At 41.5% G+C, this 24665-nt stretch carries 21 protein-coding genes and 1 tRNA gene; 10 read left to right on the top strand and 12 right to left on the bottom strand.

Annotated features, from left to right (window positions below; translation table 11 throughout):
• Positions 1-227: 227 nt before the first annotated feature.
• Together C9J51_RS14995 and ilvN are read left to right on the top strand one after the other, a co-directional pair.
• Positions 228-1946 carry an acetolactate synthase 3 large subunit gene (locus C9J51_RS14995; protein ID WP_107237508.1) on the top strand — a complete coding sequence of 573 codons (1719 nt, stop codon included), beginning with the start codon at positions 228-230 and terminating at the stop codon, positions 1944-1946.
• Positions 1946-2443, top strand: a complete 498-nt coding sequence (gene ilvN / locus C9J51_RS14990) for an acetolactate synthase small subunit (RefSeq protein ID WP_045036359.1) — start codon at positions 1946-1948, stop codon at positions 2441-2443. The genes C9J51_RS14995 and ilvN overlap by 1 nt, the downstream gene beginning before the upstream one ends.
• A gap of 74 nt (positions 2444-2517) precedes the next feature.
• Here the strand turns inward: ilvN and C9J51_RS14985 are convergent, their stop codons facing one another.
• The 7 genes from C9J51_RS14985 to rpsU all read right to left on the bottom strand — a co-directional run bounded on the left by C9J51_RS14985 (position 2518) and on the right by rpsU (position 10220).
• Positions 2518-3141, bottom strand: a complete 624-nt coding sequence (locus tag C9J51_RS14985; RefSeq protein WP_045036360.1) for an FCD domain-containing protein — start codon at positions 3139-3141, stop codon at positions 2518-2520.
• A 377-nt stretch (positions 3142-3518) separates the two neighbouring features.
• The gene (gene pykF, locus C9J51_RS14980; protein ID WP_045036361.1) at positions 3519-4931 is read right to left on the bottom strand and encodes a pyruvate kinase PykF; all 1413 of its coding nucleotides are present in this window, start codon (positions 4929-4931) and stop codon (positions 3519-3521) included.
• Between the two features lie 508 nt (positions 4932-5439).
• Positions 5440-5515, bottom strand: a tRNA-Ile gene (locus C9J51_RS14975).
• A 179-nt stretch (positions 5516-5694) separates the two neighbouring features.
• Positions 5695-7548 (bottom strand): RNA polymerase sigma factor RpoD, encoded by a 1854-nt coding sequence (gene rpoD, locus C9J51_RS14970; protein WP_045036362.1) that lies wholly within the window; start codon positions 7546-7548, stop codon positions 5695-5697.
• A gap of 92 nt (positions 7549-7640) precedes the next feature.
• On the bottom strand, positions 7641-9398 hold the full coding sequence (dnaG, locus tag C9J51_RS14965; RefSeq protein ID WP_107237507.1) for a DNA primase: 1758 nt from the start codon (positions 9396-9398) through the stop codon (positions 7641-7643).
• Between the two features lie 131 nt (positions 9399-9529).
• Complete coding sequence (locus C9J51_RS14960; RefSeq protein WP_045036363.1) at positions 9530-9973, bottom strand: GatB/YqeY domain-containing protein; 444 nt, start codon at positions 9971-9973, stop codon at positions 9530-9532.
• A gap of 31 nt (positions 9974-10004) precedes the next feature.
• Entirely contained in the window at positions 10005-10220 is a 216-nt protein-coding gene (gene rpsU, locus C9J51_RS14955) for a 30S ribosomal protein S21 (protein WP_005301411.1), read from the bottom strand.
• A 249-nt stretch (positions 10221-10469) separates the two neighbouring features.
• Between rpsU and tsaD the strand changes: the two genes are divergently transcribed.
• Complete coding sequence (gene tsaD / locus C9J51_RS14950) at positions 10470-11486, top strand: tRNA (adenosine(37)-N6)-threonylcarbamoyltransferase complex transferase subunit TsaD (RefSeq protein ID WP_045036364.1); 1017 nt, start codon at positions 10470-10472, stop codon at positions 11484-11486.
• Positions 11487-11560: 74 nt separating this feature from the next.
• Here the strand turns inward: tsaD and plsY are convergent, their stop codons facing one another.
• Entirely contained in the window at positions 11561-12175 is a 615-nt protein-coding gene (gene plsY, locus C9J51_RS14945; protein WP_045036365.1) for a glycerol-3-phosphate 1-O-acyltransferase PlsY, read from the bottom strand.
• 251 nt (positions 12176-12426) lie between these two features.
• On the opposite strand from plsY, the gene folB reads away from it, so the two are divergent.
• Genes folB through C9J51_RS14930 form a run of 3 tightly spaced genes read left to right on the top strand, consistent with a single transcriptional unit; the run spans position 12427 to position 14112 of the window.
• Positions 12427-12780 (top strand): dihydroneopterin aldolase, encoded by a 354-nt coding sequence (gene folB / locus C9J51_RS14940; protein ID WP_045036366.1) that lies wholly within the window; start codon positions 12427-12429, stop codon positions 12778-12780.
• A complete protein-coding gene (gene folK, locus C9J51_RS14935; protein WP_045036367.1) occupies positions 12780-13253 on the top strand; it encodes a 2-amino-4-hydroxy-6-hydroxymethyldihydropteridine diphosphokinase in 474 nt (157 codons plus the stop codon). Before folB ends, folK begins: the two co-directional genes overlap by 1 nt.
• 55 nt (positions 13254-13308) lie before the next feature.
• Entirely contained in the window at positions 13309-14112 is an 804-nt protein-coding gene (locus C9J51_RS14930) for an undecaprenyl-diphosphate phosphatase (protein WP_045036368.1), read from the top strand.
• A gap of 60 nt (positions 14113-14172) precedes the next feature.
• On the opposite strand, the gene C9J51_RS14925 is transcribed toward C9J51_RS14930, so the two are convergent.
• A complete protein-coding gene (locus tag C9J51_RS14925) occupies positions 14173-15402 on the bottom strand; it encodes a multifunctional CCA addition/repair protein (RefSeq protein ID WP_045036369.1) in 1230 nt (409 codons plus the stop codon).
• 244 nt (positions 15403-15646) lie between these two features.
• On the opposite strand from C9J51_RS14925, the gene C9J51_RS14920 reads away from it, so the two are divergent.
• Positions 15647-17251 (top strand): AAA family ATPase, encoded by a 1605-nt coding sequence (locus C9J51_RS14920; protein WP_045036370.1) that lies wholly within the window; start codon positions 15647-15649, stop codon positions 17249-17251.
• Entirely contained in the window at positions 17251-18213 is a 963-nt protein-coding gene (locus tag C9J51_RS14915; RefSeq protein WP_045039658.1) for a general secretion pathway protein GspB, read from the top strand. The genes C9J51_RS14920 and C9J51_RS14915 overlap by 1 nt, the downstream gene beginning before the upstream one ends.
• Positions 18214-18311: 98 nt before the next feature.
• On the opposite strand, the gene C9J51_RS14910 is transcribed toward C9J51_RS14915, so the two are convergent.
• From C9J51_RS14910 to C9J51_RS14900, 3 genes are all read right to left on the bottom strand, one after another.
• Complete coding sequence (locus C9J51_RS14910; protein ID WP_045036372.1) at positions 18312-18923, bottom strand: TIGR04211 family SH3 domain-containing protein; 612 nt, start codon at positions 18921-18923, stop codon at positions 18312-18314.
• Between the two features lie 115 nt (positions 18924-19038).
• On the bottom strand, positions 19039-20304 hold the full coding sequence (locus C9J51_RS14905) for an inorganic phosphate transporter (RefSeq protein ID WP_045036373.1): 1266 nt from the start codon (positions 20302-20304) through the stop codon (positions 19039-19041).
• 31 nt (positions 20305-20335) lie between these two features.
• Positions 20336-21016, bottom strand: coding sequence for a TIGR00153 family protein (locus C9J51_RS14900; protein ID WP_045027941.1), 681 nt, complete (start codon positions 21014-21016; stop codon positions 20336-20338).
• Between the two features lie 185 nt (positions 21017-21201).
• On the opposite strand from C9J51_RS14900, the gene C9J51_RS14895 reads away from it, so the two are divergent.
• Positions 21202-22716 (top strand): CYTH and CHAD domain-containing protein, encoded by a 1515-nt coding sequence (locus C9J51_RS14895; protein WP_045039656.1) that lies wholly within the window; start codon positions 21202-21204, stop codon positions 22714-22716.
• A gap of 267 nt (positions 22717-22983) precedes the next feature.
• A complete protein-coding gene (locus C9J51_RS14890; protein ID WP_045039655.1) occupies positions 22984-24576 on the top strand; it encodes a methyl-accepting chemotaxis protein in 1593 nt (530 codons plus the stop codon).
• Positions 24577-24665: the final 89 nt, after the last annotated feature.

Below are 24665 nucleotides of genomic sequence, written 5' to 3'. Positions count from 1 at the left end.
GTACAGAGCTTATTAAGATCTATATAAAGCATTAACAATTTTAGTTCCGATAGATATAAACCGTAAACTTGTCTTTTGCTCTAGCAATGAATGCTGCAAAAGCGTTAAAGTTATTGCAGTTATTCGTGGTTGTTGTTGCAATCATGATAAACATAGCATGAAAATTCATGTTTTTTATTAGGCTAAAAATAAGCCCTAACTATGTTTTATCGATCTGGAGACAAAATATGGAAATGTTGTCTGGCGCAGAGATGATTGTTCGTTCAATGATCGATCAAGGCGTTAAGCATATCTTCGGTTATCCCGGAGGCTCGGTTCTTGATATTTATGATGCTTTACATGAAAAAAGTGATATTGAACATGTGCTTGTACGTCATGAGCAAGCCGCTGTGCACATGGCTGATGGTTATGCTAGAGCAACTGGGGATGTTGGAGTTGTCCTTGTCACATCAGGCCCAGGGGCAACCAATGCGATCACCGGTATTGCTACCGCTTATATGGATTCGATCCCACTCGTGGTCTTGTCCGGCCAAGTAATGAGTAACTTGATTGGTAATGATGCCTTTCAAGAGTGCGATATGGTTGGGATCTCACGTCCTGTTGTAAAGCACAGTTTTCTGGTGACAAAATCTGAAGATATTCCCACCATTATAAAAAAAGCGTTTTATATCGCTGCCAGTGGTCGCCCTGGGCCTGTTGTGGTTGATATTCCTAAAGATATGCTTAACCCAGCCGAAACCTACCCTTATCAGTATCCTGAGTCGATAACATTACGTTCTTACAATCCGACAACGCAAGGTCATAAAGGTCAAATTAAGCGGGGTGTCAAAGCCTTATTAACCGCTAAACAACCGGTACTCTATGTCGGTGGTGGTGCGGTTATGTCTAACTGTAGTGAGCCATTAATGGCATTAGCGGAAAGCTTACATATTCCGGTGGTTAATACGTTAATGGGACTTGGCGCTTTTCCCGGAACACATGAGCAATGCTTGGGTATGTTAGGTATGCATGGTACCTATGAAGCTAACATGGCAATGCATAATGCCGATCTTATTTTTGGCATCGGGGTTAGATTTGATGATCGGACTACCAACAATCTTGAAAAATACTGCCCTAATGCGACTATTATGCACATCGATATTGATCCATCATCGATATCAAAAACGGTGGCGGTTGATATTCCCATTGTAGGCTCTGCTGATACTGTACTGACGTGTATGCTCAAGTTAGTCAATGAGCAAGACGACATTGATAATCACGCTGCGTTACAACCATGGTGGCAGCAAATAGCGACATGGCGTCAGCGTCAATGTCTACGTTATGACACCACTACCGACCGCATCAAGCCGCAGCAAGTGATTGAATCGTTATATCGTCTTACTGATGGTGATGCGTATGTCACCTCAGATGTAGGCCAGCATCAGATGTTTGCTGCCTTATATTATCCGTTTGATAAACCTCGACGTTGGATTAATTCTGGTGGTCTTGGCACCATGGGATTTGGCTTACCTGCGGCAATGGGGGTTAAATTTGCATTACCGAATGCTGAGGTTGTGTGTGTGACAGGAGATGGCAGTATTCAAATGAATATTCAAGAACTGTCGACGGCATTGCAATACGATATTCCGGTGAAAATCATTAACCTTAATAATCGTTTTCTAGGCATGGTAAAGCAATGGCAAGATATGATTTATCAAGGTCGCCATTCTCAGTCTTATATGGATTCTGTGCCTGATTTTGCCGCGATCGCTGAAGCTTATGGGCATGTAGGGGTTCGTATTTCTGATCCTAAGTTACTTGATCAGCAATTAGGACAAGCATTGGCATTGAAAGATAAATTAGTTTTTATTGATATCAGTGTCGATGAAACAGAGCATGTTTATCCGATGTTGATTCGTGGTGGTGCCATGAGTGATATGTGGTTAAGTAAAACGGAGCGAACTTAATGCGTAGAATTATTTCAGTATTGCTTGAAAATCAGCCAGGGGCACTTTCACGGGTGGTGGGATTATTTTCTCAGCGAGGCTATAACATTGAATCATTAACCGTTGCTCCAACTGATGATTCTACCTTATCACGGTTAAATATAACCACTCATGTTGAAGATGAAGCTGCGTATGAGCAAATTGAAAAGCAACTACATAAATTAATTGATATTTTGAAGGTGAGCAATGTCACGGCTGCTGATCATATTGAACGAGAACTGATGTTAGTAAAGGTAAAAGCCAGTGGTTTTGCGCGAGCCGAAGTGAAACGTACCGCTGATATTTTTAGAGGCTTAATTGTCGATGTGACTAGTCAGATTTATACCATTCAAGTGACCGGAACCGGTGAGAAATTAGATGCTTTTTTAGCTGCGGTCGGTGAGGCGACTGATATTATTGAAGTTGCACGTAGTGGTGTGGTCGGTCTCGCTCGTGGTGAACGCGCTTTAAAGGTATAAGCTTAGCGATTAAACAAAAACCCATGACATAATTAATGTAGCATGGGTTTTGTTATTTAATTATCTTGATAAAACTAGAGATAAGGACTCACAGAACTAACCGCATTTTTTGAGTGCTCATTCATTATTTTTTGTGCCAACTCAATATCACGATCTAAAACTGCTTTCATTAACGCTTCATGTTCACCGCCATCATGATAACGATTTTCGCTATCACGAGACTGGCTTAACCAAATATGACGGTAACGTTTAAGTTGATCATAAATATCAAGGTAAAGATCCAGTAATACGGGTGAATTACTGCCTGATAGAATCGCAATATGAAAATCGCCATGGCGTTGCTCCCATTCAGAGAGATCAGCATTATCAGAGGTTGGATTTAGGCGGCTTAATTTATGGTAGCTGGTAAGGATGTTGAGTTCCCAAGCTTCATCGCCTTGCAAAATAGCTTTTTTTAACAATTCATGTGAAATTAATTGGTGAGCATTAAAAAGATCTGTTAGTTCTTCCACTGAAATAGGTGCTACCCAGCAACCTTTTTGTGGTGCAAATTTAACATATTTTTTCCACGATAATTGGACTAAAGCTTCACGAATAGGTGATGCACCAACCTGATAATGTTCTTTCAAATCGGCAACAACAAGTTTTTGTCCTGGCGTCAATTTACCAAGTAAAATATCTTGTCGTATGACCTCCATGATTTTATTCGTTTGCGTAGGACTGGACACGGTTTCCCTCTTTTATTGTTATATTTATTCGACACTATTTAAACACAACTTTTGTAAAAGTCATGAATGTATTAGTACCTATTGATAAGGAGTATAACTGGCTTTGTTTATTGCTTAAACACTAAAGAGAGGGAGAAACTATGATTAGAATGGATTCGCAGTAAGAATATAACTATTATACTGCATTGATTTATAAAATGATTAAGAAGTGTTGTTTAAATGATTAATGATTTATAAATGTTCAGCGTATTATAAATAAATACGATGGTTGTCGTTATACAGATGAGAAATTATAAACAAAAAAAAGGGAGCCGTAGCTCCCTTTTTTAATCTCTATTTACGAACAATTATAGTACGTGAACAGATGCAGTATTAGTTGTACCTGAAGCAACAAGTGCGCCAGAAACCATTACTACGATATCGCCTTTAGCGCCAATGCCAGTTTCTAATGCTAGTTCTTTACCACATAGGTAGAATGCATCAGTACTTTCGATTGCATCAACAACAACAGGTGTAACACCTTTAGAAAGACATAGTTGAGCTGCTGTCTTAGTATTAGTTGTTACAGCAAGAATACGTGCTGTTGGGAAGTACTTACGGATTGAACGAGCAGATTTACCTGCTTCAGTTGCAACGATGATTAGCGGAGCGTTTAGTTTCTCTGCTGTATCAACGGCACCTTTACATACAGCTTCAGTGATACGTAGACGTGGGCTATCTAGACGTGAACCTAGCTCAGCTTTAAGAACTTTATCAGTACGTTCACAGATTTTCGCCATGATAGTTACAGCTTCGATTGGGTATTTACCCTTAGCTGATTCACCAGAAAGCATTACTGCGTCAGTACCATCCATGATTGCGTTAGCAACATCACCCGCTTCTGCGCGTGTTGGACGTGGGTTCTTGATCATAGAATCAAGCATTTGTGTTGCAGTGATTACAACTTTACGAGCGCGATTACACTTCTCGATCATCATCTTTTGAGCAAAGATAACTTCTTCAACTGGAATCTCAACACCAAGGTCACCACGAGCAACCATGATACCGTCAGATGCTTCAAGAATAGCGTCAAAGTTATCAACACCTTCTTGGTTTTCAATCTTAGAGATGATCTGAATATTAGCGCCGCCGTTTGCTGTTAATAGCGCACGGATTTCTAGTACGTCTTCAGCCTTACGGATGAAAGATGCAGCAACGAAATCAACACCTTGCTCACAACCAAACTTAAGGTCAGCTTTATCTTTTTCAGCAAGAGCTGGAAGTTTTACAGAAACGCCAGGAAGGTTAACACCTTTGTTTTCGCCTAGGTCACCGCTGTTAAGTACTTTACACTTAACTTCAGTTTCTGTTGTTTCCAACACTTCCATTTCAATTAGACCATCGTCTACTAGGATAATGTTGCCTTTTGCTAGATCTTTAGCAAAACCAGGGTAAGTCACTGCCACACAGTTTTGATTGCCGATTACTGATGTATCTGTTGTGAAAGTGAAATCTTGACCAGCTACTAGAGTGAAGTCATTGCCACCTTCTAGTTTGATAGTACGAATCTCAGGACCTTTAGTATCTAGCAAGATTGCTAGTTCTTTGCCTGTGTTAGCCATAACTTCACGTAGATTAGTGATACGCTGACCGTGCTCTTCGAAGTCACCGTGTGAGAAGTTAAGACGCATTACGTTCATACCAGCGTTAGCTAGTTTAGTAAGCATTTCTACAGATTCAGTTTTCGGTCCAATCGTACATACGATCTTGGTCTTTTTCATTGAGGATACTCTCCGGAAGAACTTTTTACCCAAGGGAAAATTAACATTAATCATTATTAGGTAATCAACGTACTGTTGCTATCGAATAGTGAGTAATGAATAAATAAAAAACGCTTTAAATATTACTTTAAAAAAGCGTTAGTGCGCTTTTGTAAAGTTTATTTCTAGGTAATCTTAAGCGGCATTGAATATATTGTTGTTATTATTGAACAAGTAGATAAATGCCATTATAACATTGATTGTAGCCCTAATATTCAAGCGCAGGATTATAGCAGATATTCCACCATTTAGCACCCTGAGATATAGCTGTTCATTGTTGATACAGTGTGTGACATCAAAATGATGATTATGTGGAAAAATAAAAATAAAGTTTTGTTATTTATCAAACGTCAGTGGGTTAATTATAATTTTTTCGTTGTGATCTAGAGAGTGTGTCGTGGGGGATATGTTTTTTATGGTGCTAAAACGAAAAAAAGCTGAAGTAAAAATACTTCAGCTTTTTCGAATTTGGTGGCCCCTCCCAGACTTGAACTGGGGACCAAGCGATTATGAGTCGCGTGCTCTAACCACTGAGCTAAGGGGCCATATGCGACAAATTATAGGGGATGGTGTCACACTTGTCTAGTGATTAACGTTAAAGAATCGTTTACTTTTTCAACAGTTAGAACAATGTTGTGTGTCTATTCACTATTTAATATCATTATTATCGATAATAAAAAAGCGAGCTCAAGGCTCGCTTTTTTTATAATGTTACTGCGTTTACTTATTCGTCAAGGAAACTACGAAGTACGTCTGAACGGCTTGGATGACGTAATTTACGTAATGCCTTTGCTTCGATCTGACGGATACGCTCACGAGTAACATCAAATTGCTTACCTACTTCTTCTAGCGTGTGGTCGGTATTCATATCGATACCAAAACGCATACGAAGTACTTTTGCTTCACGAGGCGTTAACCCAGCAAGTACATCGTTAGTTGCCGCACGCAAGTTAGTTGCAGTGGCAGCATCCATTGGAAGTTGAAGTGTTGTATCTTCAATGAAATCACCTAGGTGTGAATCTTCATCATCACCAATTGGGGTTTCCATTGAGATTGGCTCTTTAGCAATCTTCAGTACTTTGCGGATCTTGTCTTCCGGCATTTGCATGCGTTCAGCCAATTCTTCTGGCAATGGCTCACGGCCCATCTCTTGTAGCATCTGGCGTGAGATGCGGTTCAATTTATTGATGGTTTCAATCATGTGTACAGGGATACGAATAGTACGTGCCTGGTCAGCGATTGAACGTGTGATTGCCTGACGGATCCACCATGTTGCGTAAGTTGAGAACTTGTAACCACGACGGTATTCAAATTTATCAACGGCTTTCATTAGACCGATGTTACCTTCTTGGATTAGATCCAAGAACTGTAAGCCACGGTTGGTGTACTTTTTAGCGATAGAAATTACAAGACGTAAGTTTGCTTCAACCATCTCTTTTTTCGCACGGCGTGCTTTCGCTTCACCGATTGACATACGACGGCTGATGTCTTTGATTCGCTCAATAGACAGACCCGTTTCTTGCTCAAGTATACGTAGCTTTAACGTTGAACGACGAAGATCTTCTTCATAGTTCTTTAAACGTTCAGCGTACGGCTTGCCTGAGTTAAGCGCGGTATCAATCCAATCGCTGTTTGATTCATTACCTGCAAATAAGCTAATGAACGTTTTCTTTGGCATTTTGCTGTTATCAACACACATACGCATGATAAGACGCTCGTTAGTGCGTACTTTATCCATAGAGTCACGTAGTGAGCTAACTAGACGATCAAATTGCTTTGGAATCAGACGGAATTGCTTGAAGATCTCTGACAATTCTTCAACTGCAATTTCGGTTGTAGCGTGTTGACGACCGTTAGTGTTAATGGCTAATGCCATTTTTTCATAGGAGTGACGAAGTTCTAAGAACTTTTCACGCGCTAATTCTGGGTCGATGCTACCATCGTCTTCTTCTTCATCTTCCGCATCGTCGTCGTCGTCACCGTCTTCAAGATCTTTATCTTCATCTTCAAGATCAGTTTCGCTTAGCTCTGAGCCAATGTGTGTTGCTGTTGGTGCTGCGGTAGCTTCTTCGTTTGGATCAACGAAGCCTGAAATGATATCAGTTAGACGAAGTTCATCGGCTTCAACTTTGTCAAACTGCTCAAGTAAATGAGCGATCGCTGAAGGGTATTCAGCAACTGAGCATTGAACTTGGTTAATACCATCTTCAATGCGTTTTGCGATATCAATTTCGCCTTCGCGAGTAAGTAGTTCAACCGTACCCATTTCGCGCATGTACATACGCACAGGGTCTGTTGTGCGACCGATCTCGCTTTCTACGCTTGATAATGCTTGCGCCGCTGCTTCAATGGCGTCTTCGTCGGCATTATCTTCAGTCATCATGAGTTCATCGGCATCTGGGGCAGTTTCAACTACCTTAATACCCATGTCATTAATCATTTGAATAATGTCTTCAACCTGATCAGAATCAACAATATCTTCTGGTAGGTGGTCATTTACTTCGGCGTAGGTCAGATAGCCTTGTTCCTTGCCTTTAGCAACAAGTAACTTTAGCTGTGACTGCGGATTTTGCTCCATAGACGGTATCCAACTTCGGGTCTGAGTGATAATTTAGTATGCAGAGTTGCAAACCAGTCATTATAACAAATTTCTTAATTGTTGACTACTTATTAGGCAGGACGATCCAATAATAAGGATTGTAATTCCTGCTTTTCTTCGACTGATAAGCCGACAGTTCTTGATTTAGTCTGCAACTGTTCAATTTGTTGATTAACGCATTGAATAATAATTTTATCCATTGCGTCTAAAAATACATCGAGGCTGTTGTCTTCATCATTTGACAACGGTAGCTCCCACGCAGCAAGCCGAGCCATCATGGCTTCATTCTTGGTGCCGCGCCAATATTCTAAAAGCTGTCCAGTGCTAATATTGGGATTGTTTCGGCATTTATCAACTATCGATAGCAATAAATTTAATCCCGCGAGCTCAATACCTGTAAATGCGTCCATATCAAATTCAAGCTGTTGCACAAAGTGCGGGTGCTGAATCAGTAGGGCAATAACTTCTCGCATTGGCGTACGCTTAATTTGTATTTGGCCGACAGCTTTAGTGATTTGACCATGTTTTGATAGCAATTGTTGTAACTGTGTTTCATCGGGTAAACCGAGTTTTTTCCCTAATAACTCACGTAAGTATAGTCGTAGAGTGCCACCCGGTACTTTATCAATTAAGGGAACGGCGAGTGTGGTTAGCTTCGCTTTACCTTCACGGCTACTGGTGTCAATTTGGAGCATTAAGCTATTAAACAAAAAATCAGATAATGTTGTGGCTGCATCAAGACGTTGTTCAAATTGTGCTTTTCCTTCGGCGCGAATACATGAATCTGGATCTTCGCCATCGGGTAGGAACATGAATTTCAATTGGCGGCCATCGGTTAAGAAGGGCAATGCTTGTTCCATTGCTCGCCATGCCGCCTCACGTCCAGCACGGTCACCATCATAACAACACACAACGGTGCTGGTTTGACGGAATAGACTCTGAATATGATCGCCTGTCGTTGCTGTTCCCAACGATGCGACTGCATAATCGACCCCAAATTGCGCTAGTGCAACCACATCCATGTAGCCTTCAACCACCATGATTTTTTCAGGTTCACGATGGGTTTGTAATACTTCATATAAACCATAAAGCTCACGGCCTTTATGGAAAATATCTGTTTCAGGGGAGTTAAGATATTTAGGGGTACCATCACCTAATACTCGACCACCAAAACCAATTACACGTCCACGGCGATCATGGATCGGAAACATCACTCGCCCACGAAAGCGATCATAACGACGACCTTGGTCGTTTTCGATCAGCATTCCTGTATTAACAAGTGCTTTTTGCGATTCATTATCCCGCCCAAAGCGAGTACGTACCATGTCCCACTGATCGGGAATAAAACCGATATTGAATTTTTTTACAATATCACCCGATAAACCACGTCCTTTGAGATAATCTACCGCAATCTGAGCATCCTGCGCCCGTAATTGTGACTGATAAAACTGTGACACTTGGCCCATGAGTTCATAGTAATTACGTTTATCCGCCGCTTTTGGACCTCGAGGTGCATTGGTACCATCGTTTTCACGTGGAACTTCTAAACCTAATTGTGAAGCAAGCTCTTCAATGGCATCGACAAATTCTAGTCGATCATACTCCATCACGAAATCAAGTACGTTGCCATGAACGCCGCACCCAAAACAATGATAGAACTGTTTTTCTTGGCTTACCGAAAAAGAGGGGGTTTTTTCATTATGGAAGGGGCAACAGGCACCAAAATTCTTACCTTGTTTCTTGAGTTTTACACGCGCGTCAATAACATCGACAATGTCGTGTCGAGAGATTAAATCATCAATAAATGAACGCGGTATTTTTCCTGCCATAACAAAGCAAACAACCTAGAGTAAACAAAAAGAGTGTAACGGTTAGACCGTTAAAAATGAGGATTGTCAGATACAAACAAGCCGCGCATTCTAAAAGAATAGCACGGCTTGTTGCAGAATAAGAGGAGTGATTAGCCTAGCTTGATTTTCACCAGCTTGCTAACAATCCCCATATCGGCACGACCCTGAATTTGCGGTTTCAGTACGCCCATAACCTTGCCCATATCTTGCATGTTGACAGCGCCTGTTGCAGCAATAGCATCATCCAGCAAAGCAGAGATTTCATCTTCACTTAACGGTTGAGGCATAAATTCTGCTAGAACACTGATTTCAGCATGCTCAATATCAGCTAGGTCTTGACGGCCTGCAGCTTCATACTGCGCTACAGAGTCACGACGTTGTTTCACCATTTTGGTCAATACTACTAACACGTCGTCGTCAGAAAGAGTGATCTTTTCGTCAACTTCGCGTTGTTTAATTGCAGCAAGTACCAAACGGATGGCACCAAGACGAGGTTTATTTCTCGCCTTCATCGCCGCTATTTGTTCGCCTTTAAGACGTTCAATAAGAGTCATTACGCGATCCTTCTGTTTTATAATCTAACGATTAGTACAGACGAACGCGACGCGCGTTTTCGCGAGCCAATTTCTTCAGGTGACGCTTAACTGCCGCTGCTTTAGCACGCTTACGTACAGTTGTTGGCTTTTCGAAGTGCTCACGACGACGAACTTCAGAAAGGATACCTGCTTTTTCGCAAGAGCGCTTGAAACGACGTAGTGCTACGTCAAACGGTTCGTTTTCACGTACTTTGATTACTGGCATGTAATACTCACCTCAGAGTGATTCGGTTTAATACTGACGTTCAAAGTGTCAGATGATTAAAATGGTGCGAAATTCTAATCTGATTTGGGGGTATTTGTAAAGCATTCTACGCCTATGAACTGGTTAATTTGTGTTAACAGCGGTAACATGGCGCTTAATTACCCCCTTATAAACCTGTATAAATTATCGGTTGTTATTGAAACTAGACTGATTTTTTAGATTAGGTCCCCGAATAATATAGAGGCTGTTATGCGTATATTGGGCATTGAGACCTCCTGTGATGAAACAGGTATCGCAATTTTTGATGATGAAAAAGGTTTATTGGCACATGAACTTTACAGTCAAGTAAAGTTACATGCCGATTACGGCGGTGTGGTGCCTGAGTTAGCATCGCGCGATCATGTTAAAAAAACCATCCCTTTAATCATTGCGACATTAGCGGCTGCGGGCTTAACGCCAGAAGATCTTGATGGTGTCGCTTACACCGCTGGACCTGGTCTTGTTGGTGCGTTATTAGTTGGTGCGACCATCGGCCGTAGTTTGGCGTATGCATGGGATTTACCTGCGGTTGCTGTGCATCACATGGAAGGCCATTTATTGGCTCCGATGTTGGAAGATAATCCACCGGAATTTCCTTTTGTAGCATTGTTGGTTTCTGGCGGACATACGATGATGGTCGATGTGCGTGGAATTGGTGATTATAAGATCCTTGGTGAGTCTGTTGATGATGCGGCGGGTGAAGCATTTGATAAGACGGCTAAAATGATGGGCTTAGATTACCCAGGCGGTCCACGACTGTCCAAAATGGCAGAACAAGGTACTCCGGGGAGATTTAAGTTCCCGCGTCCAATGACAGACCGCCCAGGGCTTGATTTTAGTTTTTCAGGTTTGAAAACATTTGCGGCGAATACGATTCGTGGCAATGATGATGATCCACAAACTCGCGCCGATATTGCTTATGCATTTCAAGATGCAGTTGTCGATACGTTAGCGATTAAATGTAAGCGTGCACTAAAGCAAACGGGCTATAAGCGCCTAGTAATTGCCGGTGGTGTAAGTGCTAATAAAGCATTACGTCAACAGCTTGAAACCATGATGAAAGGTATGCATGGTCAAGTGTTCTATCCGCGAACTGAGTTTTGTACGGATAACGGCGCGATGATTGCTTATGCTGGTATGCAACGTCTAAAAAATAATGAATTGATGGATCTTGGGGTGAAGGTTTACCCGCGTTGGCCTATCGATCAATTGCAACCTATTGCTTAATAGTGATTATGCGTTAATCCAAACAAAAAGCGAGAACATATGTTCTCGCTTTTTTTGTGGTTTTTTCTGCATTTTTATTGCTTTTCGTTACTTTTTCGGGCAAATTTCTGCCATATTTTTGTTTCGCCACCATCGAGTAAGCGGCGAATATTGTCTTGGTGACGGAAGATAATTAAGCAAGAAAGCATCGCGACGGGCATTGTATATTCGGGTTTTACCATCCATGTCATCAGTGGTGCAACAAGGGCGGTAATTAATGATGCTAAGGAAGAATAGCCCGTTAGTGTTAGTGAGAATATCCAAATAATAATTAAACTGCCACTAAGATCCCAGCCGATTGGGGCTAATGCGCCAAGTGCTGTTGCGACTCCTTTGCCACCTTGGAAATGAAAAAAAATCGGGTAGATGTGGCCGAGGCAAGCGGCGATACCTATGATACCGAGTAAAAAAGGATTTAAACCAAAAAAATAGCTTAACCAAACGGGGATCATGCCTTTTAGAATATCGGCAACCAAAACTAATATTGCGGCTGTTTTGCCTCCGAGACGCAGTACATTGGTCGCGCCTGGATTGAGTGAACCATGGGTTCGAGGATCGGGAAGGTGGTACAGTTTTGAAATTAATACTGCACTTGAAATTGATCCTAATAGATAAGCCGCAATGATCATCAGTAACGCTAATGGTGTCATGCAATATCCCGGTTATTTGAAAGATAAGTCGAACTGTTTGTTGCCGCTAAGTGTTAGCTGGATCTTATCTTTATCAATATTGGTGCTGATAAATATCAGCGTGTTTATGGCTGTGATATAGTCACGATTATGGTCAGCATTCAATATGTTGTTGACCTGTTAGCATGTATCTACGCTAACTTATATAACCTGATAATACGCGTTTTTGTGTGTATTAGGTATCCGACCTCTATCAAAATTAGCGATTAAATATGGACACGGTATTTATAGAACAACTTGAAGTTATCGCCACTATTGGAGTGTATGACTGGGAACAAAAAATTAAGCAAAAATTAGTATTAGATTTAGAGATGGCTCACGATAATCGTCCTGCCGCCATCGCTGATGATGTTAATTTAGCGTTAGATTACTCAAAGGTCTGTACAGCGGTTACCGAACATATTACTCAAGGCCGTTTTTTATTAGTTGAACGTGTTGCAGAAGATATTGCTACTTTGATCATGACGCGCTTTGCCGTGCCATGGATTAAAGTGCGAGTAACTAAACCGAGCGCCATTGCTAATGCGAGTGGGGTTGGGGTTCAAATTGAACGAGGCATCAAGTAGTGATCACTGCTTATATCAGCATTGGCAGCAATATTGATCGCGAACATTACTTACCTGCTGGAGTAGAAGCGGTGGCACAGTTGGCTGATTCATGGCGCATGTCACGTATTTTTGAAGCGGAACCGGTTGGTTTTAATGGTGATAACTTCTTTAATAGTGTCATTGAAATAAAAACGTCATTGTCATTAGCTACTCTGCAACAATCATTAAAAAACATTGAACGTCAATTGGGACGACCTGAAAATACCCAAAAAAATCAAAGCCGTACCATTGATCTAGATATTTTACTTTATGGTAATGTCATCAGTGAGTGCTCACCTATAATACCGCGATCTGATCTGTATAAATTTGCTTTTGTGCTATGGCCAATGAGTGAGTTATGTCCTGAGTTAGTTATTCCAGGGCAACAACAGACGATTGCTGAGTTATGGCAAAATTTTTCACCTCAACAGTCATTATGGCCTGTTGAATAATATCGAGCGAACTATTGCTCACAGCAATGGATACAACCTAAATTAAGGATAATGAATGAGTCACTTTGAAGCGATTATGCTTGCCCTGTTACAGGGATTAACAGAGTTTTTACCTGTATCGAGTTCTGCCCATCTTATTTTACCGTCAGAAATATTGGGATGGTCAGATCAAGGATTGGCATTTGATGTAGCAGTGCATGTGGGAACGTTATTAGCGGTAATGATTTATTTCCGTAAAGAAGTTGTTACGCTTCTTAGCGCATGGCTAGCTTCAATTTTCAAGCGTCAACATAATGCTGAATCTAAATTGGCATGGATGATTGTTATTTCAACGATTCCAGCCTGTATTTTTGGCTTGTTGATGAAAGATTTCATTGAGATGTATTTGCGTTCTGCGTGGGTTATTGCTTGTACAACCATTATTTTTGGCTTGCTGTTATGGTGGGTTGATAAACATGCTAAGCAAACTGATAATGAATACCAAACCACATGGAAAAGTGCTGTTTTAATTGGTTTAGCTCAAGCAGCAGCCATTATTCCTGGCACATCTCGCTCTGGTGCAACCATGACAGCCGCTTTATATTTAGGCTTTACACGAGAAGCAGCAGCAAGATTTTCATTCCTAATGTCGATTCCTATTATTTTGCTTGCGGGCGGATATTTAGGGCTTAAATTAGTGACGGGGCCTGAATCAATTGATGTTAGTAACCTCAGTATTGGGATTGCGGTTTCATTTATTAGTGCGTATGCATGTATTCACGTGTTCTTAAAATTAGTGACCCGTTTAGGTATGACGCCGTTTGTTATCTATCGTTTAATTTTAGGTGTTGGTTTGATCTTGTTTTTATTGTCAAAATAATTTCAGATAAACGTGTGATAAAAAAGCCGACATTATGGATGTCGGCTTTTTTTTGTCGTATTAGTTTCGAGTGCGTTGTAAATATTCATCAACGGCGAGGGCGCGAGCTTGCGCTAATTGCTGTTTGATTTCAGCGCCAATAAACCCTGCGGCAATAATAGGTGCGACAGGGACTGCTTGAGCAATATCAAACACCGCTATAATGATATCCGCTTGTGGGTATGCGGTCGTATCGAAACTGTAACGACCACGAGCATCTGCACGACAACATATGGCAAGTTGTTCAATACGTTGTGGTTTTCGCCATGCGTCTATTTGATCAAAAATAGTAATAAAGGTACTGGCGCGCATTTCTTGGGCATGGTGGATCTTGGTATGTTGAGCGCACACTAACAGCGCTAAATCACGATAATCATTGGGTACTTTGATCCGTTGACACAACTGTTTAATCGGTTTGATACCGTCACGACAATGGGTTTTATGATGGGGTAAATCATCTTTCGGAGAGAGTGCTTTGCCAAGATCATGCACTTGGGCTGCAAAACGAATGATTGTATCATCACTGAGTAAAGTGGCTTGTTTTGCTACGAGTAGAGTATGAATGCCACAATCGATTTCAGGGTGCCATTTTACGGGTTGTGGTACGCCAAATAGAGCATCGATTTCAGGCATAATTACCGCTAAAGCACCACATTGGCGTAATACGCTTAAAAAGACCTGTGGATCATTGCTTGAAAGTGATTTGTGCCACTCAAGCCATACTCGCTCTGGGGTTAAGTTGGCTAATTCACCACTGACCACAATTTCTTGCATTAATGCCATGGTTTCAGCGGCAATGGTAAAGCCTAAGTGGGCAAAGCGTGCGGCAAAACGGGCAACGCGTAATACTCGCAATGGATCTTCGCTAAATGCGGGTGAAACGTGACGTAAGATCTTATGTTTGAGATCATATTGACCATGATAAGGGTCGATGAGTTGTCCCTGTTGATCTTGGGCAATAGCATTGATGGTTAAATCTCGTCGTAATAGATCTTGTTCGAGGGTAACATCAGCTGCGGCATAACAGGTAAAGCCAGTGTAACCATGGCCTGATTTACGCTCGGTACGTGCAAGGGCATATTCTTGTTTGGTTCGAGGATGAAGAAAAACAGGGAAATCACTGCCAATTTGCTCATAACCTAATTCAAGCATGGCCGTTGGTGTGGTGCCAACAACAACCCAGTCTTGATCTGTTATAGGTAAGCCTAATAAAGTGTCGCGAACAGCACCACCGACAAGATAGGTTTGCAATGAAGACTCCTTAATACCACGCTGGGCTAATAGTTGTAAGTCACAATAAAAAAGTCACCATTATCACAGCATGATAATGTTAATCGGTATTATTTTGTTAACCAATATACACTGGTTTGTTGATGTCATCATGATAACAAATATCGCTCAGCAATGAGAGTTTGTCAGTACTAAGTATTTTTATGTTGTTGATGATGTTATCGATAATTTATTCCCAAATGATTTTAAGTATTAGAGTATAGATATGTACCAAGATTTTTTTGGCATAAATGAAGCCCCATTTTCTATTGTACCAAGTGCCCGTTTTCTTTACCTCAGTGAGCGTCATCGAGAAGCGTTAACGCATATGTTGTCAGGACTCACCGATGGTGGTGGTTTTGGCTTATTAACAGGGGAAGTGGGGACAGGAAAAACAACGGTACTGCGGGCGATGATTTCACGATTACCGCAACAAGCGCAAGTGGCTGTGATCCTCAATCCGGCGTTATCATCGCATGATTTATTGGCCACTATTTGTGATGAATTAGGGCTATCTTATCGCGACGAAGCCAGTTTCAAGCAATTAACCGATATTATTTATCAGCATCTTATTGCTAATCATGCTGCGGGTCGGCAGACACTATTGTTAGTCGATGAAGCGCAACACCTGATGCCTGATGTGCTAGAACAATTACGATTATTGACTAATTTAGAAACCGATAGCCGTAAATTATTAAAAGTTGTTTTGATTGGCCAGCCTGAATTACAGCAGCTATTACAACAAGAACGCTTACGCCAATTAGCACAACGTATCACTTCCCGTTACCATTTGCTGCCATTGACCGAAACGGAAGTCAGTGAATATATTCATTACCGTCTTAATGCGGTTGATTGTTTATATCCAGTATTCAATGCAAGTATTATCAATTATGTCGCTAAACAAACTCAGGGTGTGCCACGGTTAATTAACTTGGTGTGCGATAAATCGATGCAGTTAGCCTGTCAGGGTGGCGTTCACAGTGTGACCAAAGCAATGGCGGTTCAAGCCTGCGAAGATATATTGAGTTGGCAAGTACCATCAGTGGCTTCGTCACGTTCACGTTTAACATGGTTGCCATGGACAATAGCAGCGGCATTGTGTGGTGTAATGGCAACGGTGGCGTGGCAATATTGGCCTCAAGCCCATACAGCGACACAATCTTTGGTTTCTGCGTCTTCTTCACAAGTGGCTGCACCGTTAAAAAAGGCCGTAGTCAGTACTGAAACTCGATTACTGACCGCTATTAATGACAGTCGTAATCAACGTAACGCCATGCAAAGTCTATATCAATTATGGGGCTTTGATACCGCATTAAATCAAGCAACGTGCGCGACAAGCTCTCGCATTGCATTGACGTGTTTTTCAGGTTCAACAACATTAACGCGATTAGGGTTGATTAATCGTCCGGTGATCGTGACCCTTAAAGATGGCCAGCAGCAGCCTTTTTATGCGGTTGTGTATGCGATTACGAGTAATCGAATTGAGTTACTGTTGGATAAACAACGTATTTCAGTGACACCTGCATGGTTTGAAGCGCGTTGGAGTGGCCACTTTAGTTTGTTATGGCGTCCACCTCTAGGTGATAAAACTACGATCCGTTTTGGTCAAAGTGGCGCACGAGTCGCATGGTTAAATCAGCAATTAAATACTTTCTTAGGCGATAATGGGTCACAGATTAGTTATTTTGATCAAACGATCCTTGATAAATTACGTCGTTTTCAACGTGCGCAAGATATTACTGCGGATGGTATTGCTGGCCCCATGACCTTAATGATCCTTGATTCTGCACTGAGTCTGCCAGGACCTACGTTACAACCGGAGCAAGTCTAATGTCTCAGTTATTAACGGCATTAAAACAATCAGATAAAAATAATGCGATGCGATCTAACCGTGGTGATGATAACGGTGAGACCGTTAAAATTGTCCATCCAATGCGTGCTGTTAAGGCGCAAAAATCGCGAGTTAAGTGGGTGATGCCGATTATTATTGCGTTATTACCCGCAGCTTCGATTGTGGCTTATAAAGTTTATCAACAACACGCCAACGGTGTAACGATAGTGGCTGATGATCAAGATCTATTAGTCACTACCGTGTTACCAGTGTCAGTGTTACAAGCACCGAAGCCGCAGGCATTAGATGTAAATACAAAGGGTAAGAATACGGATGTGACCTTTATGACATATCCTGATCTGGTGACGGAGCCGTTACCAATTAGTGATGGTTTATATGTGGCTTCTCCTGCGTATCAGTCATCTTCAAATGCTGAGACATATAATATTGAACCGCGAGAGCAAGACCGAGATCTTGGTCCGAGTGATGATCAGCCGTTAAAAACGGTTCAACATACCGCTAAAGTGGTATCAGCATCCCATGATCCTTATCAGTTAGATAATCTTGATTTATCTGGTTTATCACCAGATATTGCCGCTAAACTTAAATCAGCAATAGTGGCGACTGATGACGAACAATATCAAGATAGCGAGGTTGATCGTAGTAGCGCTGATCGTAATGCAATCAAGCCTCATTCAACGGTAACTAAGGCACCTAAAAGTAACGTTATTCCTATTGGTTTATTGCCAAACACAGTGCAACGTCAGTTACCAAAGATGAATTTTAACCAACATATTTACTCTTCTACACCGACGAAAAGGTGGGTTAAGGTTAATGGTCATGAGCGCCATCAGGGCGATATCATCGCTCCTGGGGTTAAGTTAGTTAAGATTGAATCTCGCGATGTGATCTTAACGTTTGATGGCTATGAAATTAGTATGCCAGCGCTATCTGAATGGTAATTAACGCGAAGTGAAAATCAAAAAAGGCAGCCAATTGGCTGCCTTTTTTATTGATACCTGACATCTTTATAATAACATGCGTGGTTATTTAGGAATGTTTATGCCCAACCATTCGCACGCTTACGGCGACGGGGGGTGATATGGGGTAATAGTAATCCCAATAGCAAACCGACACCCGCGACGAGACCGCCATAAGTAAACCATTTCATTAATAAGTCATCTTTTTGAGTGTCAATTTTTGCACGTAAGCTACGTACTTCATCTTGAGCGATAGTTAATTCGTTTTGTAATTGCGTATTACGTGTTTCTAATGTACTAATCTGACTATTACGTTGAGCCAAAGCACTATTTAAATCACTGTGTTTATTATCATTTGTAGAGAGTGCTTCTGCTAGCTTGGCTTTGACAGTGGTTAATTCTGTTTCAAGTACGGGCAGACGTTCTTGCAACGCAACATCGGTTGAAATGAACTTAGATTCAATCCAGCCAGTACGACCTTTTGCATCTTTAATACGACTATAACCGTTATCTTTTTCTAATAATGTAACGGGTGAGCCTGCATTAACACTACCGACAATACGGTATTGACTGCCAGGGCCTTTTAATAGGTATGTAAATAAGTTGTCAGAAATATAATGGGCTTGTTCAGCATTAGCTATCGGGCTAATTAGTGTAAAACAGAACAAAAAAAAGCTTATGAAGTGCTTCACTATCGAATCCTTGATGAACCTGAAATGGTTAGAGATCGTGGATAGTAAGGGCTTTGTAGGAAGGGAGCAAGAAAAGAGAGAGGGGGAGACCTCTCTCTTTGAACTCTGCCACTCTTTAACTAAATACTGCTTGTATTATGTAGAAGAAGATGATGGCAAGTAAAGCACCTGCCGGCAAAGTCACAATCCATGATGCAACGATGTTGCGAACAACACCTAGGTTAAGAGCGGCAATGCCGCGAGCAAAACCAACACCTAATACCGCACCGACAAGTGTCTGTGTGGTTGAGATTGGTAAACCCGTACCTGATGCTAGTACAACAGTCGATGCTGTTGCTAACTGAGCAGCAAAACCACGGCTCGGTGTTAACTCTGTGATGCCTGTACCTACGGTAGCCATTACTTTATGACCAAGAGTAGCTAGACCGATGACAATACCAATACCACCTAGAGGAAGGATCCACCATGCGATTTGGCTTTGCGCTGCAATTTGTCCAGAGTTTTCAATAGTTGAAACAACTGCTGATAGTGGACCGATTGCATTTGCTACGTCGTTTGAACCATGGGCAAATGCCATCGCACACGCAGTAACAACCATCAATACGCTAAATACACTTTCAACACCAGCATAGCCATTACTATCCACGAGATCGTCATCAGCATATTTATGCTTAATGTAGAAGTAACCTACTACCATAACGATAAATGAAATAGCAATTGATGCAATCCAAGCTTCACCCGTTGTTAGATGCAAACCAATATGTTTCAGACCTTTCTTAATTGTTACCAATGCAATGACCATCGCTGTGATAAACATATAGACAGGAACGAAACGCTTTGCATTTGCCATCGGGTTATCAGTATCAAAGATTAACCTTTGAGCACTAATAAATATTAGATATGCAAATATACCGGCAATAAAAGGTGTAACTAACCAGCTACCCACAATACCTTGGATTGAATGCCAATCCACTGCATTGGTGCCAACTGATACACATGCAAAACCGATGATAGCACCGATAATTGAGTGTGTTGTTGAAACAGGCCAGCCCATAAAAGATGCGACAAGTAGCCATGTACCAGCAGCAAGAAGCGCTGACATCATGCCAAAAACTAGGGTTTCAGGATGGCTTGCATATAGAGAAGTTTCGATAACACCCTTACGAATAGTATCGGTAACTTCACCACCTGCAAGATAAGCACCTGCAAATTCAAAAATCATCGCAATGATGATTGCTTGTTTTACTGTAAGTGCTTTTGAACCAACTGAGGTACCCATGGCATTGGCAACATCATTTGCACCAATACCAATCGCCATCAAAAGACCAAAAAAAGCTGCCACTCCAATTAATAGAGTGCCGTAGTTAGCCAGGATTTCCATTGTAAAACCTTGTTTTGTTAAATTCCCGTTATTAAGAACGCGAGAGCATAATTTCTAAACGTGAGCCGACCCGCTGTGCTTGATCAGCAATCGCGCCTACCCACTCGAGAATTTTGTACAGGAACATGACATCCACCGGGCTGTGTTGGTCTTCGATGGACATTAATTGTTGACGTAAGACAATCTGCATAGCATCGGTATCATCTTCGATAACATCTAGCTGATTAATCATTTCGGCGACAAGCGTCACTTCTCTGCCTTTGAAACCAGTTTCGAGTAATTCATCCAACTCATTGATTACACGACGAGCTTGATCAGCCGCGTCTAAGCAACGTTGAATATATGCCACGAAGTCTGGGTACATGATAGCAGGCATTTGTAGCTTACGACCTAAGACTCGACCAGCGATATCTTTAGAGAGGTTAGCGAGTTTATCCTGCTGGGTTAACAGTCCTAACATATCAGTACGATCTACTGGCATGAAAAGACCACGAGGAAGCTTCAGACGGATCTCACGCTTGAGTACATCCGCATCTTTTTCAAGTTGCGATATCTGTTCGCGTAAAACGGCCGCCTTTTCCCAGTCTCCAGCATTACATGCCTCGAAGAACGGGATAAGCAGGTCACAACACTCAGTTACGCGAATAACATGGCGTTGTAGTGGTTTGATTGGGGATTTTGCAAAGAGCCCCATTATTGTATTTACTGGCATAGCCGATCAACCTAAAGAGCGCCCGAATAAGGCTAAATCTTGAGCGATGGTCATTGAATCGCGCATTTTAACGTATTAAATAGTATAGTGGAACTAGTTTTGATCAAGGTTTTATTGATATTTCTCACTTGCCCTTGAGTGAATAAGCAAATATCCTTGGTTTGCCACCGTTTATAGGTATAACTATGGAAACCGAGATAGAACTGAAGTTTTTTGTCTTACCAGAATTTTCAACGCAGCTGGTGGAAAAAATTTCCGCAGCTAAAATTCTGCAACAGAGCCGTCGAGAGTTGGGTAACATTTACTTTGACACTCCCGATCAAGTATTGCGCCAGCATGATATCGGTTTACGGATTCGTCGTTTTGATGATGTGTTTGTTCAAACATTAAAAACCGCAGGCCGTGTTGTTGCTGGGTTGCATCAGCGTCCTGAATACAATGTTGAAGTAAATAGCACTGAACCTTGCTTAGCGCTTCATCCAAAGGATGCTTGGCCTCACGACTTTGATATTGTTGCTGTTCAGCAGCAAATTCAGCCATTATTTAGTACTGATTTTACTCGCCAGCAATGGTTAGTGGCAATGCCAGATGGTAGCCAAATTGAATTAGCATTTGATCATGGTGAAGTGAGTGTTGACGATAAACGCTCGCCAATTTGTGAAGTAGAATTAGAACTTAAATCGGGTCAAACTGACGCTTTATTTACTTTAGCGCGCGAGTTATGCGTTGATGGTGGAATGCGATTAGGTAATCTTAGCAAGGCTGCTCGTGGCTACCGACTTGCTGCGGATTATCAAGGCGATCCGGTTAAACCATTAGTTTTTGTTAATACTACACTTCAAGATTCGGTTGAATCTGCGTTCATTAATACACTTGAACATGCGTTAGAGCACTGGATGTACCATGAGCAGATTTATATGGAATGCCAAGAACCGCAAGCTCTGGTGCAAATATCACAAGCGCTGAGTCTATTACGCCAAACTTTTGCCACCTTTGGTGGTATTATTCCGCGTCGTGCCAGTGCCTTATTACGCCAAGAATTACAATGGTTGGAAGGCGAGCTAACTTGGTTAGAAGATGCCAATAGTATTCAAGCACTGATTGATGATAAAGCCTATGTATTACGTAAGCTGAATGCCCGTAAAGAGTTGCAACAGCAATTAGAGCTACGTTATCAAGAGCTACCAGATAGTGACGATATGATCCAATTAATGCGTTCTGCGCGTTACTGTGGGTTATTGCTAGATTTAAGCCGCTGGATTTTAGGTCGTGGTTGGCAGCCATTTCTTGACGATAAATCACGCGACAAACTAGCCGCACCAGTGAAAGTATTTGCCGATAATATGCTGACCCGTTCATGGTCTGAATTGCTTGATGTTTTCCCCGCTGAACGCGAACTTAGCCGTATTGATTATCTTGATCAAAAACCACGTTTATTGCGTAATTTGATGAGTGGAATTGCGTTTGCAGGCTTGTATGATGAAGACCGTCGAATCTCTTTTCGAATGCCATGGTTAGATTTATTACAAGGCTTAGAAGACTTACGCGCATTAGAACCGATTCGACAGTTATTACCTTTATTTGAAGGGGATGACTTAGCGCAAATGCAAAAATGGTTACAACGTCAAGAAGAATCATTATTGCATGCCATGAATCAGACTCGGCAGATCAGTATAGAGTTAACCCCTTACTGGCCATAATCGTCATACGTTACATATAATGAGTTAGTCTTAATTTATTAACGCCTCGCTTTATGCGGGGCGTTGTTGTATTTACACACATGACATGTGGCGTAGATCATGTTTTAAAGTATCTTTGTGAGGGATGACTAAATATTTACCCGTCAATGTCGATAAGCATCATAGAGAGTGGAGCAATGATGCTTAATTGGTGACATTACTGGCTTGCGAATAACATCATCATTTTTAATGTGAAGGGTGTAAACGTTAGCGATACGGAGATAATAAATGGCAACGCTAGAGTTTAAACCTTGGGAAAAGTGGTTAACCAACCTTAAATTAACCCCTAAACTTATTTTACTGATGGTGTTTAGTACGTTGTTATTAATTGGCAAACAATTATGGGATGCTGAATTATTCTATCAATCTGTTATCGCGACTCAACAAAACAAAGTCCAGCAATTAGCCCAATCAAATGCGTTGATGCTAACAAGCTTAGCCGCTACCAACCCGCAATCGTCAGCGTTAAATATCCCTCAATTATCCGCAGAACTGATTAATCATCGTGTGTATGTTATTGAGTATGGCACCGACAATATGTTGGAAAAATCCAAACTTAATCAAGTTATTAACTTAAAACAGCCATTGGATAATGGTCAAACGTTGAGTCGTATTCTTAATAATATCAATCAAAATAGTCAAGCTTTCACTCTGCAAGATAATGGTGGTTATGGCTATATTGTCAAACTACCCGCACTAAAATTAGCGGTTATTAGTTATCAATCGAATGCTTTGGCGTTAGGTTATTATCAGCAATATTTAATTCAAATTGTGTGGCAAACGTTATTGATGGTGGTTGTTTTTGTGGTGGTGTTATTGTTTGCATCGCGGATAATGCTACGTCAAATTCATTATCTCCAGCAAAGTATTCAAGCATTAACTCAGTGTGATTTATCACAGCCAATAACAATGGTATGTCGTGATGAATTCGGTGATTTAAGTCGAGATCTTGAACAAAGTCGTTGTCAGTTAAACGCTGTTTTTATTGCTCAACGTCAAGCTGCCAGTGCACTGTCACAATCAGCTGAAGTGATGTCATTAATGATGGAGCAAACCAAAGAATCCTCTCAAGAAGAGTTTGCTGAAATTGATCAATTAGCGTCAGCCATGGCAGAGATGACGTCAACAGTACAAACTGTGGCGGGTCATGCTCGTGATGCATCAAACGCGACCCTTAACACCTCTGAACAAGCGGCAACGGGGCAGCAGTTTGTCAGTCGAACCATGGTCACTATTAATCAATTGTCTGATGATATTACCCAATCAGCGGCGGCTGTTAATCAAGTTGAAACCCGTGTTGAGAAAATAAGCTCGGTGATTGTGACCATTCAAAGTATTTCTGAACAAACTAACTTATTAGCACTCAATGCGGCTATTGAAGCGGCGCGAGCAGGAGATGCTGGACGAGGGTTTGCTGTGGTAGCGGATGAAGTTCGTAATCTCGCTCAGCGCACTCAAACAGCAACCGTGGAAATTCAAGATATGATTGCTCAGTTACAACAAAGTGCACAACAAGCGGTAACATTAATGGAGCGCAGTGTTATTGAAGCGGATCAAGGGGTTAATTTGGTTACCAGTGCTGGTGGTGAGTTGAATAAGATTGTTGAACAAATTCAAGCCATTAATGATATGAATTTTCATATTGCCGCCGCAGCCGAACAGCAAAGCGCAGTGGCAGATGAGATGAATATTAATCTGACGAATGTACGAGAGTTGGTGGATGGCTCTGTGAGTGTGGTGACTGAGCTCGCGCAAACATCAATAGAGATGCATCATCAAGCCAATGATTTAGAAGCTAAAATAGAAACGTTTAACGTGTAAATAATATATCTTTTATTTGATGCGATAAAATTATAGCGCCCATCGTTTGATGGGCGTTTTTGTATGCTAAATTAGAGTTCTTTATCGAG

Origin of the sequence: Photobacterium iliopiscarium, from assembly GCF_003026395.1 — a bacterium.
Lineage (GTDB): Bacteria > Pseudomonadota > Gammaproteobacteria > Enterobacterales > Vibrionaceae > Photobacterium > Photobacterium iliopiscarium.
The sequence above is the reverse complement of the archived record's forward strand: the minus strand, read 5'-3'. Positions and strand labels throughout refer to the sequence as shown.